The organism is Streptomyces niger (assembly GCF_000718305.1).
Taxonomy (GTDB): Bacteria; Actinomycetota; Actinomycetes; order Streptomycetales; family Streptomycetaceae; genus Streptomyces; species Streptomyces niger.
Window position 1 is genome coordinate 78,036 of sequence record NZ_JOFQ01000024.1, and the last position, 13,134, is coordinate 91,169.

Sequence of the window (13,134 nt, forward strand, 5' to 3'; positions counted from 1 at the left end):
CGGTGGTCCCCGGACATCCATCGCGAATCCTTCACCCCATCAGGTGACGGACCAACTGGGACGTTTCACAACCGTGTTGAGCACCAACAGGGCCGGTGCCGGGCTTGCAGGTCACCCCGGGGGCCGGGCGATGCCGTGCCGGTAGGCGTAGTGGATCGCCTGCGCCCGGTCCCGGAGGCCGGCCTTGGCGAAGAGGTTGTTGATGTGGGTCTTCACCGTGGCGGTGGAGACGTGCAGCCGGCGGGCGATCTCGGGGTTGGAGAGCCCCTCCGCGACCAGGGCCAGCACTTCCGTCTCGCGGGCGGTGAGCCCGTCGGGCGGCTCCGTGACGGCCGCCGGGGCGGGCGCTCCCGGCACGGGCGGGGCCTCCGCGAACTGCTCCAGCAACCGTCGCTGGATCTGCGGCGACAGCCCCGCCTGTCCCGACATCACGTCCTCGACGGCCCGTACGATCTCGTCGCCGTCGGCGTCCTTCGTGAGGTAGCCACGCGCACCGGCCCGGAGAGCCGGGAAGAGGGACTCGTCGTCGGCGTACGTGGTCAGCACGACGACCTGGGTGGCGGGATGCCGCTCCCGGATACGGCGCGTCGCCTCCACGCCGTCGCAGCGCGGCATCCGCAGGTCCATCAGGACGACGTCCGGGGCCAGTTCGGCGGTCAGGCGGACCGCCTCGTCCCCGTCGGATGCCGAGCCGACGACCTCGATACCGGGCAGCAGGCCCAGCAGCATCACGATGCCCTCACGCACCACGGTCTGGTCGTCGGCGACCACCACTCGTGCGCTCACGCCGGCACTCGCAGCCACACCACGAAACCTTCCTCATCAGGGCCCGACTCCAGCGTCCCGCCGAGCAGTTCTGCACGCTCCCGCATCCCTCGAAGACCGTATCCGGAGCCGCTGTCCGCGAGCTCACCGGGCGCGCCGTGGCCTCCGGAGTCGCGTACGCGCAGCCCGACCTCGTCCGCCGCGTACTCCAGGCGCAGCTCCACGCGCGCTCCGGGGGCGTGCTTGCGGACGTTGGTCAGTGCTTCCTGTGCGACTCGGCGGACCGCGAGCCCCGCCTCCGGGGGCAGCGTGCGCCTCTCCCCCGCGACGTCCAGCCGGGCACCCTCGGAGGCGGCCAGCTCGCGCAGGAACTCCTCCACCGGCGGCATTTCGCCGCGCAGTGCGGACAGTGCCTCACGGGTGCCGTCCAGTCCCTCACGGGCCATCTTGCGGGCCGCCGTCACCCGTTCGAGGACTTCGGCGCGGGAACCCTCCAGGTCGGGGCTGCGTTGGATGAGCAGACGGGCCGCTTCCAGGTGCACGAGCTGCGCGCTGAGGCTGTGGGCGAGCACGTCGTGGATCTCGCGGGCGATCCGGCCGCGCTCGGCCAGCGCCGCCGATTCGGCCTCGGCGGCCCGGGCTTCGGCCTCGGCCGCGCGCGCTGCGCGTTCCTGGGCCAGGAGGCGGTGGGCGTTGCCGCGCGCCTCGGCGTCCAAGCGCAGGGTGTAGCCGGCGAGGGCCAGCCCGGCGGTGGTGAGCGCCGTGGCCCAGAGACCGTCGTTCGTCAGCAGGGCGTACCCGACGAGGGCGGCGGCGGTGCAGGGAACCGCCGCGGCCAGTGGCAGGCGTTCCAGCGCGGTGACGGCGCAGGCGCACCACAGCACGACGGACGGCACCGTCAGCCCTGCCTCGTGGAAGCCGAAGGCGCCGGCCTCCAGGAGGAGCAGCAGGGCCACGGAGGGCCACAACATGCGGCGCAGGGAAGTGCGGAAGAGCGCCCAGAAGGCGACGCCGGCCGCGAGGACGCCGGCCGCCCCGAGGGGCACGACCCAGCCGCGCACGTCCGAGTCGGCGGCCGTGGCCCACAACAGTGCGCCCAGGACGAGGGCGCGGACGAGCCTGGCGAGCCGCTTGCGGACGAGGCTGACGCCTTCCTGGGCAAGCGCTTCGCGCAGCGGCCAGCGCGTCCAGAAACGCGACGGCAGGGACAGCGGCACGGACGGACGCTCCTGTTCCTCGTGGCTCACCTGGGGGCAGCAACACCGTACGCCGGGGCGAGCAGCCCGGCCCGCCACACCAGAGCGCCGGACTGGGCCAGCAGCAGGGCGGCGACGGTGAGGGTGGTGGCCTGGCCGTTCAGGTGGACGCCGAGGAGCGCGCCGATGCCGAGGAGGCCGAGGCGTACGACGATGCCCGCGGCCCAGACGGCGGCGGTGGCGCCGCGCCCCTTGGCCCACACGACGCCGTTCGCGTCGGTCCACAGGCGCATGGTCCAGGCGGTGCCCGCGCCCGTGACGAGCCCGGCGGCGATGCCGGCGCCGAGCAGGACGGCGGCGAGGACGGTGTGCTCGGGGTCCAGCAGCGCGCCACCGGAGCGGCTGATCGCGACGTAGCCCAGGACGGCGGGGAGCACCCACCAGCGCCGGCGGTCGCCGGCGACCTTCCGCGCGCTGAACTGCCGGACGATGACGAGGGCGGCAATGGCCGCGATGACGAGGATGGTGGCTGCGCCGCCCATGTTTCAAGCCTCCGGTGCGGGGACGTTTTCGGTGTTCCCCACGCTAGGAACGGGCGGCGGCGGGCGGATCGGCCCGCGGGTGGGACTCGGGTGGAGATGCACGGAGGGCCGTCCACCCGTAGGTGGACGGCCCTCCCGGCGCGGTGATGCTCAGGTGTCGATGCGCGAGAGGTCCAGGGACGCGGCGGAATTGGTGATGAACTCCTTGCGGGGCGCGACCTCGTTCCCCATGAGCAGGTCGAAGGCCTTCTCGGCGGACTCCAGGTCGCTGATGTTGATCCGGCGCAGGGTGCGGTGACGGGGGTCCATCGTGGTCTCGGCGAGCTGGTCGGCGTCCATCTCACCCAGGCCCTTGTAGCGCTGGATGCTGTCCTTGAAACGGATGTTCTTGCGCTGGAGTTCCAGCAGCGTCTGCCGCAGCTCGTTGTCCGAGTACGTGTAGATGTACTTGTCCTGGCCCTTCTTGGGGTTGATCAGCTCCACGCGGTGCAGCGGCGGCACGGCGGAGAAGACCCGGCCCTGCTCGATCATCGGGCGCATGTACCGCTGGAAGAGCGTGAGCAGCAGCGTACGGATGTGCGCGCCGTCGACATCGGCGTCGGCGAGGAAGATGACCTTGCCGTAGCGGGCCGCGTCGATGTCGAAGGTGCGGCCCGAGCCGGCTCCTATGACCTGGATGATCGCGCCGCATTCGGCGTTCTTCAGCATGTCCGAGACCGAGGACTTCTGCACGTTGAGGATCTTGCCGCGGATCGGCAGCAGCGCCTGGAACTCCGAATTACGGGCGAGCTTGGCCGTACCGAGCGCCGAGTCACCCTCCACGATGAACAGCTCGCTGCGGTCCACGTCGTCGCTGCGGCAGTCGGCCAGCTTGGCGGGCAGCGAGGAGGACTCCAGCGCGGTCTTCCTGCGCTGCGCCTCCTTGTGCTGCCGGGCCGCGATACGGGTGCGGGCGGCCGCGACGGCCTTCTCCAGGACCGCGCGGGCCTGGGCCTTCGCGTCGCGCTTGGTGGAGGTCAGGAACGCCTTCAGCTCCTTGGCCACCACGTTCGCGACGATGCGGTTGGCCGCGGACGTGCCGAGCACTTCCTTCGTCTGGCCTTCGAACTGCGGCTCGGCCAGCCGTACGGTGACGACGGCCGTGAGCCCTTCGAGGGCGTCGTCCTTGACGATGTCGTCCTCGGCGACGCGCAGCAGCTTGGCCGAGCGCAGCACCTCGTTGACCGTCTTGGTCACGGAGCGTTCGAAGCCGGTGACGTGGGTGCCGCCCTTCGGGGTGGCGATGATGTTCACGAACGACTTGATGGTCGTGTCGTACCCGGTGCCCCAGCGCAGCGCGATGTCCACGCCGAGCTCGCGCGTCACCTCGGTGGGCGTCATGTGCCCGCGGTCGTCCAGGACCGGCACCGTCTCCTTGAAGGTGCCCTGCCCCGAGAGGCGCAGCACGTCGCAGACGGCCTTGTCCTGGGCGAGGTACTCGCAGAACTCGCTGATGCCGCCGTCGTAGTGGAAGGTCTCCTCGCTCGGCCCCTCGGTCTCGATGCCGCGCTCGTCCCGTACGACGAGGGTGAGGCCGGGCACGAGGAAGGCGGTCTGGCGGGCGCGCGCGTACAGCGTCTCCAGGGAGAGCTTGGCGTCCTTGAGGAAGATCTGACGGTCGGCCCAGTAGCGCACCCGGGTGCCGGTGCGGGTCTTGGGGATGCGCTTGCCCTTGACGAGCCCCCCGGTGGGGTCGAAGGGCGCCTCGGGGCCCGACTCGGTGAAGATGCCCGGGACGCCACGCCGGAAGCTGATGGAGTGGGTCTTGGAGCTGCGGTCGACCTCGACGTCCAGGCGGGCGGAGAGGGCGTTGACCACGGATGCGCCGACGCCGTGCAGGCCACCGGAGGCGGCGTAGGAGCCGCCGCCGAACTTGCCGCCGGCGTGCAGCTTGGTCATGACGACCTCGACGCCGCTGAGGCCGGTTTTGGGCTCGACGTCCACGGGGATGCCGCGGCCGTTGTCCTTGACTTCCACGGAGCCGTCGTCGTGGAGGACGACCTCGATGCGGTCGCAGTAGCCGCCCAGCGCCTCGTCGACGGAGTTGTCGATGATTTCCCACAGGCAGTGCATCAGACCGCGACTGTCGGTGGATCCGATGTACATGCCGGGGCGCTTGCGGACGGCCTCCAGGCCCTCCAGGACGAGCAGGTGCCGCGCGGTGTAGTTGGATCCGTCCCGGTCTGCCCCGGTCAGCACGGCGGTGGACGGCACGGACATCTCGGCGGTCACGCGGTTCGCTCCTCGCTGAATTTCTGGTGGTCCGCGTTCCGCGGACCCTGGTGTGGCGGTGTCGCCGGTCAGAGGGTACCGAGGCCTTGGTAGAGCCGATGTGACGCCACCCGTAAGCGGGCCCATGCTAGTAGACTTTCGTTCGTACGTTCTATTCCACGTGTGCGTGACGTGAACATCACGTTCCCTTCGAGGCATGAACCATTTAGGCTCCGGGCACGTCCTCATCAACGACCGGCAACCCCGCCGGCGAGGACTAGGCCCGACCGACACCTCGAATCAGACCACCGCAATACGGCTCATTCGCCGCCACCCGGCAGCACCCGGCCGCCTCGGAAAAAAATTTTCGAGGAAAAGCCACGAGCGGGAACGTTTTCGGCCTGGTTGGATGTTGACCCTGGTACGACAGCTCGTCGAGCTAGAGAAGAGGCGACGTGACTACTGTTCTGACCCCCGCGAGCCCGCTGACGGCCGCTGACCGCTGCGACCGCTGCGGCGCACAGGCTTACCTGCGCGTCGTCCTGATGTCCGGCGGCGAACTGCTCTTCTGCGCCCACCACGGTCGCAAGTTCGAGCCGGAACTCAAGAAGATCGCCGCGGAGATACAGGACGAGACGGAGCGGCTGACCGCCTCTCCGGCGTCCGCGTCCGAAGAGGAACGCTGACACATCGCACCGACGACGAGCGAGTAACGGCTCAGAGCCGTGCGCGGGCGGTTCCCCCGGCCATTCCGGGGAGGCCGCCCGCACTCGTACTCGCTCCCGTCCGCGGCCCGTGGCGCCCACGGCGCCCTCAGGAGGCTCGCACCACTCCGCCCGGGACATCCTCGTCGAGGGACGCCCCGGGCCTCCTCGCGGCTCTCCAGCCGCCCTCCTGCCCACCGACGCTCGCGGCCCATGAAGCCGTCCTCAGCCGCCCTGGGCCAGTACCGCCCGCTTGGCGGCCGAGACCCGTGTGTAGACACCGGGCTTGCCCGCCTCACCACAGCCGGTGCCCCACGACACCAGCCCCACCAGCCGCCCGTTCGCCACGAGCGGACCGCCGCTGTCCCCCTGGCACGCGTCGTGCCCGCCCTGCTGCGTGCCCGCGCACAGCATCGAGCCCGGGTTGTACGTACCGTCCACACTCTTCGGGTACGCCCGACGACAGGACGCATCCGGCATGACGTGCACCCGCGCCTCACGCAGCACCGATGAATACGTACCGTTGCCGGTCGTGTCCCCCCAGCCGTAGACCGCCGCCGGCGTGCCCGGCTGGTACGCGCGGTCGTCCGCACCCGCCATCGACAGCGCACGCCCCGGAGCGGATCCCCGCAGCTTCACCACGGCGAAGTCCCCGGAGTTCGTCGTCGCGTCGTACGACGGGTTGATCCAGACGCTGCGGGTCGCCATCTCCCGGCCCGCCCGGCTCCGCAGATCCGTACGCCCGACGATCACTCGCAGATCCGGCACCGCGTTCGGCGACGCACCCAACACGTCCTTGCCCATGCAATGCGCCGCCGTGAGCACCGTCGAGGGCCCCACGAGCACGCCGCCGCAGAACTGCCCGGAACGCTCGTCCCCGAAGCGCTCACGGCTCGCCAGGGCCACGACCCACGGGCTGGACGAAGCCTGCACCTGCCGCCCCCCGACGATGACGCTGTCCGCTGCGGCTGGTCCCGGAACTCCGAGTACGGCGACGGCCGGCGCGATGGCGGCGAGGACCGTGGTGACAGCGCGGATGCGGATGCCCATACCGACTCCTGACTCTGGGGGAGCTTTCGTACACCCAGAGTGAGTCAGCGTGTCGCGCGGCGCACCCCGGACACGCCGAGGGCCCGGCCCCTCCCCAGCGGGAGCGACCGGGCCCTCATGCCCTGTGACCTGCGACGTCAGTCGAGGTAGTCGCGCAGCACCTGCGAACGCGAGGGGTGCCGCAGCTTGGACATCGTCTTGGATTCGATCTGACGGATACGCTCACGCGTGACGCCGTAGACCTTGCCGATCTCGTCCAGCGTCTTGGGCTGGCCGTCGGTGAGGCCGAAGCGCATCGAAACGACGCCCGCCTCACGCTCCGAGAGCGTGTCAAGGACCGAGTGGAGCTGTTCCTGCAGAAGAGTGAAGCTGACCGCGTCAGCCGGCACCACGGCCTCGGAGTCCTCGATGAGGTCACCGAACTCGCTGTCGCCGTCCTCGCCCAGCGGGGTGTGCAGCGAGATGGGCTCGCGGCCGTACTTCTGGACCTCGATGACCTTCTCCGGGGTCATGTCGAGCTCCTTGGCCAGCTCCTCCGGAGTGGGCTCACGGCCCAGGTCCTGGAGCATCTGGCGCTGCACACGGGCGAGCTTGTTGATGACCTCGACCATGTGGACAGGGATACGGATCGTACGCGCCTGGTCGGCCATGGCACGGGTGATCGCCTGGCGGATCCACCACGTCGCGTACGTGGAGAACTTGTAACCCTTGGTGTAGTCGAACTTCTCGACCGCACGGATCAGACCGAGGTTGCCCTCCTGGATCAGGTCCAGGAAGAGCATGCCGCGGCCGGTGTAGCGCTTGGCCAGCGAGACCACGAGGCGGAGGTTGGCCTCCAGCAGGTGGTTCTTGGCGCGGCGACCGTCCTCGGCGATGATCTCCAGCTCGCGCTTCAGCTTCGGCGCCAGCTTGTCGGAGTTCGCCAGCTTGTCCTCGGCGAACAGGCCGGCCTCGATGCGCTTGGCGAGCTCGACCTCCTGCTCGGCGTTGAGCAGCGGGACCTTACCGATCTGCTTGAGGTAGTCCTTGACCGGGTCGGCGGTGGCGCCGGCCGCGGCGACCTGCTGCGCAGGGGCGTCGTCCTCGTCGTCGTCCGACAGCACGAAGCCCGCGGCCTCGGCACCCTCGGGGGTCTCGGGCGCGTCGCCCTTGCCCGGGGCCGCCGTGGTCTCCTCGAGGTTGTCCTCTTCGAGGATCTCGTCGACGGCGTCCTTCTTGGCGGTCTTCTTCGCCGTCGTCTTCTTCGCGGCCGTCTTCTTGGCCGTGGCCTTCTTCGCGGTGACCTTCTTGGCCGCCGCCTTCTTGGCCGGGGCGGACTCCGCCTCGGCGCCGGGACCGTCCGCCGCCGCGGCCGAGGCCAACGGCATGGCCGGCGCGGCCGCGGTGGTCTTCTTCACCGCGGCCGTCTTGGCCGCGACGGTCTTGGTGGCGGTGCGCTTTGCCGGACTCTTCGCTGCGACGCTCTTGCGGGTGCGCTTGGGCGCCTCTGCGGCACTGACCATCAGCGTCACACCCTCCTCGTCGAGGATCTGGTTGAGGCTGCGCAGAACGTTCTTCCACTGGGTTGGCGGAATCTGGTCAGCCTCGAAGGCCCGACGCACGTCATCGCCGGCGATCTGCCCATCAGCCTTTCCCCGCTCGATGAGCGCCATCACAGACTCGGACTCGGCGATCTCCGGCGGGAGCGTACGGGATGTGCTGGCCGACACGAACAACCTCTCGGAACGATGGAAACGGCTTCCGACCCCGTCCACTGTGGACCGGAGCCGACGACCGTCGGCGGGGGTGGGCCGACGGCGCAAGGGCAACCAGGGAGTTGAACAGCGCCGCGAGCGGCCGCCGTATTCCCTCCTCGGCTATCACCTCTTAAGTCATCGCGCTTCCCCGCAGAGCGTTACGCCCAATTCGCGTGGCCCGAGTCACACCCCATAACGCCACATTTTTATTGATGTCGGGGCGTACTGGAGGGATGAGGGCGAGAGGCGACGCCTCCGCGGACCTCCGCGCCGGAGGGGGAACGGGAGGAGCGCCGGCCGGGCGGCCGATGCCGGTACGTAGCGCCGCACCGCCGGCCGCGCGTGCGGCACGGCCGGGCAGGCGGCCGCCCCGCACGGGGACACACGGCTCGGCGACCGCCCCACCGGTGCGTACGGGCCCTTCGGCACGTACGGGTTCGCTCGCTCTTCTTCCTGTTCGCGGTGGTCGCTTGTGACCGCAAGGTGATCGGCGGTGGTGTTCGCTGTCGGCAATCGCCGTGATGACGCTTCGGTCGCGGTCGTGGGACCGGCGAGAAGGGTGGGAGCGGCGGAGCCGGTCGGCTGCCGCCGGGCGGATTGCCGGCGCCCCGGACCAACCGGGGGCCGGTCGCGAACGAGAGCGGCGTACGGTTTCTGCTGAGCAGGGACCCTGGGACGCTCAGCCCCTCCCGCGGGGGCGACGCCGCAGCACCGCTGTTCGGTACGGCCGGGCACGGGCGCCGTCCGGGATCGACCAGGGCCGGGATCATCCGGTACGGGATCGACCAGAACTTGGATCGTCCGGTTCGGGATCGGCCAGGGCCGGGCGCCGAAGGCTCGACCGGGTGGGGCCGAATCCGGTGCGAGCCGAGCGAGACCGGGACCGGCGGCGTTCAGTGCTCGCGAGGAGCGGGGACCACGTGATCCGCCGCGCCGCCCACCCCCGGAACCCCGGTCTCACCGTCGGTCGCGAGGAGCTGACGCATCGCGACCTCCGCACCGGCCGCGTCACCCGAGCCGACCGCGTCGACGATCTTCATGTGCTGACCGACGGAGGTCTCCACGGGGTGCTCGCAGCCGAGGGCCGAGCCGCCGGAGACCTGGAGGGCGGCGGAGACGATGCCGGAGAGGTGCTCCAGCATGCGGTTGCCGGTGAGCTGGAGGAGCAGCGAATGGAACTCCGCGTCCGCACGGGCGAACGTCAGGGAATCGCCCTGGGCGGCGGAGTGGCCCATGATCTCGACCATGTCGGCGAGGCGCTGCTGTACGTCCTCACGGCCGTGGCCCGCGGCGAGGCGGGCGGCGAGGGGCTCGATGGTCCAGCGCAGCTCGCACAGCTCCCGGCGCTGGTCGTCGCGCTGCGGTCCGTACGCCCGCCACTCGATGATGTCGGGATCGAGGAGGTTCCAGTCGCTGACGGGACGGACCCGGGTGCCGACGTTCGGGCGCGCGCTGACCAGGCCTTTGGCCTCCAGGACGCGCAGCGATTCACGGACGACGGTCCGGGAGACCTCGAAGCGCTGGCCGATCTCTTCGGGCACGAGCGGGCGGTCGGCCCCGAGATCGCCGGAGACGATCATCTGGCCGAGCTGCTGGACCAGTTGGCCGTGCAGGCCACGGCCGCGACTGCCGGTGGCGCGGCGGCCGACCCGGCCCATGTCGCTTTCATGGCCGTCCCATACGGGAGCCACGCGGTCGGCGCGCTCGCCACCGACGGCGTCGGCGTAGGGGTAGCGGTCGAGCTCGCCCGGGCCGGCGAGGCCGGAGTCGGCGGGGCGAGTCGCGGTCATCATGGTGTGCGCAAGGGTACTCACGCATCCTTTGTCGGCGACGTGCCGGAGCGCCTTGAGGGCTTTGGTGAAAAGCACACGAAAGGGTGATCGCCCATCACCCTACAATTGACGCTTTATCGGAAGGAACCAGACGCATTACGCGGCGCTGAGGACAGTTCACGCGGTGCGGAGTTCGAAAGGCGTCGGCGCCTCAGACGTACCTGACGCGCCCACCCCACCGCTCACCTCGCCTTTCCCCTCGTCCACGCCCTTGCCCCCGGCCTCACCGGTCACCTTCCCGCTGTCCCGCCCACTCCCTCCCCACTATCTCTGTCCCGCCTCCCTCGCACCCTCAACGTGCCCTCCGGCGCAACGCCGTGAGGGCATATGCGCACAGCAACGCGGCGAGCGAGAGCCCCATCGCGCCGACCACCGGCTGCGCCGCCAGCCGCCAGACGGCGTCGGTCAGCTCACCGCCCCGGGACGGCCACCGGACCGCGGCCGTGGCCTGCACCCGCGCCGGGAAACCGATCGCCGAACGCGTCGTGGAATCGCTCAACAACCCTTCGAGGAGCGGGACCACCGCGACGGGCACCGCCAGTACGGCCGCCAACCCCATGGCGGTCGACCGGAAGATTCCCGCCGCCAGAAGCCCGGCCCACGCCGACCCCACCATCAGCGCGCCCCAACCGAGCGACAGCAGCGGCCAGTCGGCGACCGACGGCAGCGCCCGCACACCGAAGACGTAGCCCACGGTCACGGTGTTGAGGAAGGCCGAGACGACCGCCAGTACGAGCACACTCACCGCGCTGATCAGCAGCTTGGCGCCCAGCAGCCGCAGCCGTCGGGGTACCGAGCCCTGTTCGGGCGCGAGCGCCGGGTACCGGAACTCCTGCCCGAAGGCGAGCGCCCCGATCAGCCCGGCCCCTACGGCGGCGGGCGGGAACGGCAGCCGGCCCGGCCACCCCGCCAGCGCGCGGGCCGCCGACACGTCGCCGACACGCGCCAGCACGCATGCCAGGACGAGCGACACGACCAGTACGCACAGCCCCACGCCCAGCGCCGTACGGTCGCTCGCCGTACGCCGCATCTCGTACCGGACCGGCCATGCGGGCCCGGGAGCGGGCAGCCGGGGCAGCATCAGCCGAGAGGGCTGGATCCTGCCGCGCGAGGACCGCGAGGACCGCGAGGACGAGGCGTGACGCGGCGCACGAGGGGCGGCGACGTCGGGCGCCGGGGAGTGCGGGTGAGGGTGAGGGTGATGGTGGGTGTGATTCCGGGTGTGCGCCTGAGCCCGGGGTCGGCTGCGGGTGCGAAGCGGTGCCTCGGGGCCGCCGGCGGGCTCTCCGGACCACCGCCCATCGGCCGGCTTCCCGGATTGAGGGGCTTGAGAGGCGTCGGCGGGGACGACGGGAAGTTCGAGCGTCGAGGCGAGTTCACCGCCGGTGTCGCTACCGGTGCCGCTGCCGGTGCCGCTGCCGCTTTCCCGATCCGCGAACGACAGGGCCCGTCCGGAGATGGTGACGCGCCTCCCCGCACCCTGGGAGTCTCCAAGCGGCGGCGATTCCCCCGCGGTGCCCGCGACGCCGGGCCCGGAAATGAGGGCGCAGTGACCTCCCGCGTCCTTCCGCATCAGCTCGCCGGGGTGTTCGCGCTCCGGTTCGCCCGAGCGCTCACGCTCCGGCTCGCCGTTCCGCGGTCGGCCGTCGGCCCCGGAGGCGGCCTCAGCACTCCTCTTCGTGTTCGCCTCGGCGGCTTCCCCCGGGGCGAATGAGGCGGCATACGCCTCTGGGTGCTCCTCTGCGTACGACTCTGGGTGCTCCTGTACGTACGACTCTGCGTACGCCTCTGGGTGCTCCTCTGCGTACGCCTCTGCGCTCTCGAGCCCCTCGGGACGCCCCTTCCCGTGCACATCCGGGTACGGCTCGCCCGCTACCTGCTCGTGCGGCGTACCGGCGTATCGCGCATCGCTCTTCTCGTACTCCCCCTCGTCCTTGACGGTCCCCACGGCCACCCTCGCCCCGTGGCCGACCGCCGGCCTCACAGCGGTCCGGCCATCAGCCCGGTCGAGAGGAATGACCGGCCCGGCGTCGCCGACCTCGTCCGCGAGTTGGTGCACCAGAATGCCGTGCCGGAAGGCCGTGTCCCCCACCAGCGCACAGCTGCTCCCGTACACCGCGATGCGGTTGCCGGTCTCGCGTACGACCTCCAGCGCCTGCTCGGCGCGCGGGTCCACGGCCGGGTCGGCACGCTGCCACTCGTCGACCAGGATTGCCGCCAACCGGTCCGCGTGCGGCGATCGCACGCTGACGCGCGGCCGCAACCGCGCGTGCGTGAAGTCGGCGGCCTCCTGGTCGGCGAGCAGTCTGCCGTCCTCGATCGTCACAATCCGATCGCCCAGCCGGGCGGCGGCCTTGGCGTCCGACGCCGTGACGAGCACACTCCCGCCCTGCGCGGCGAACCCCCGCAGCAGTCCGTACAGCCACGCCGCCTCGCGCGGCGACACCTCGTCAGCGGGTTCGTCGAGGAGGAGGGTGTGCGGGTCGCCGAGCAGGGCGGCCGCCATGCCCAGCCGGCGGTCCATGCCGCGCGAGAACTCGCCCAGGCGCTGCTCCCCCAGGTCGCTGAGGCCCACGGCCTCCAGGACGTCCTCGGCGCGGTCCGGCGGCACTCCGGCCGCCGCGGTGAGCATCCGCAGATGCGACCGTGCGGTACGGGAGGGGTGTCCGGGTACGTCGCCGAGCAGGACGCCCACTTCCCGCGCCGGGTTCGGCAGGCGGTGCAGGGGACGGCCGCGGAAGAGGGTGATGCCCCGGCCGCGCTCCATCCGCAGCATGAGGCGCAGAGCAGTGGTCTTGCCCGATCCCCTGGCCCCGAGGAGGACCGTGACCTGCCCTGCCGGCGCCTCGAAGGTCAGGTCGTCCACGGCGGGCGGCAGTCCGCGACGGGCTTCGCTGGTGAGTCCGACGGCCTGGATCATCGCGCGCCTCGTGCGGTACACGGCCGCTGCCCGGCGCCGGTGGCACGCTCCGCGGCCGTCGCCGTCGCAGCGGCGGGAACAGGAGCCGAAGCGACCGTCGCGGCGCCCGGAACGCGGGCCGGGAGGGGTGGGGGGGGGG

The 13,134-nt window shown here is 71.1% G+C and carries 9 protein-coding genes; 1 reads left to right on the top strand and 8 read right to left on the bottom strand.

Annotation, left to right across the window (positions count from 1 at the left end):
• Positions 1-111 precede the first annotated feature (111 nt).
• From IF20_RS31910 to IF20_RS31925, 4 genes are all read right to left on the bottom strand, one after another.
• Positions 112-786: a response regulator transcription factor gene (locus IF20_RS31910; protein ID WP_110944733.1), complete on the bottom strand. Its 675-nt coding sequence runs from the start codon at positions 784-786 to the stop codon at positions 112-114.
• Entirely contained in the window at positions 783-1,970 is a 1,188-nt protein-coding gene (locus IF20_RS31915) for a sensor histidine kinase (protein WP_052868892.1), read from the bottom strand. The genes IF20_RS31910 and IF20_RS31915 overlap by 4 nt, the downstream gene beginning before the upstream one ends.
• Positions 1,971-2,008: 38 nt before the next feature.
• A complete protein-coding gene (locus IF20_RS31920) occupies positions 2,009-2,503 on the bottom strand; it encodes a hypothetical protein (protein ID WP_052868886.1) in 495 nt (164 codons plus the stop codon).
• A gap of 150 nt (positions 2,504-2,653) precedes the next feature.
• Positions 2,654-4,774, bottom strand: a complete 2,121-nt coding sequence (locus IF20_RS31925) for a DNA gyrase/topoisomerase IV subunit B (protein WP_052868887.1) — start codon at positions 4,772-4,774, stop codon at positions 2,654-2,656.
• Positions 4,775-5,208: 434 nt separating this feature from the next.
• On the opposite strand from IF20_RS31925, the gene IF20_RS31930 reads away from it, so the two are divergent.
• Positions 5,209-5,439, top strand: a complete 231-nt coding sequence (locus IF20_RS31930; protein WP_006602664.1) for a DUF7455 domain-containing protein — start codon at positions 5,209-5,211, stop codon at positions 5,437-5,439.
• Between the two features lie 243 nt (positions 5,440-5,682).
• On the opposite strand, the gene IF20_RS31935 is transcribed toward IF20_RS31930, so the two are convergent.
• From IF20_RS31935 to IF20_RS39495, 4 genes are all read right to left on the bottom strand, one after another.
• Positions 5,683-6,507: a serine protease gene (locus IF20_RS31935; RefSeq protein ID WP_052868888.1), complete on the bottom strand. Its 825-nt coding sequence runs from the start codon at positions 6,505-6,507 to the stop codon at positions 5,683-5,685.
• 137 nt (positions 6,508-6,644) lie between these two features.
• The gene (locus IF20_RS31940; protein ID WP_052868889.1) at positions 6,645-8,222 is read right to left on the bottom strand and encodes an RNA polymerase sigma factor; all 1,578 of its coding nucleotides are present in this window, start codon (positions 8,220-8,222) and stop codon (positions 6,645-6,647) included.
• Between the two features lie 914 nt (positions 8,223-9,136).
• Complete coding sequence (locus IF20_RS31945; protein WP_110944729.1) at positions 9,137-10,111, bottom strand: FadR/GntR family transcriptional regulator; 975 nt, start codon at positions 10,109-10,111, stop codon at positions 9,137-9,139.
• Positions 10,112-10,367: 256 nt separating this feature from the next.
• Positions 10,368-12,995 carry an ATP-binding cassette domain-containing protein gene (locus tag IF20_RS39495; protein ID WP_199896847.1) on the bottom strand — a complete coding sequence of 876 codons (2,628 nt, stop codon included), beginning with the start codon at positions 12,993-12,995 and terminating at the stop codon, positions 10,368-10,370.
• Positions 12,996-13,134: the final 139 nt, after the last annotated feature.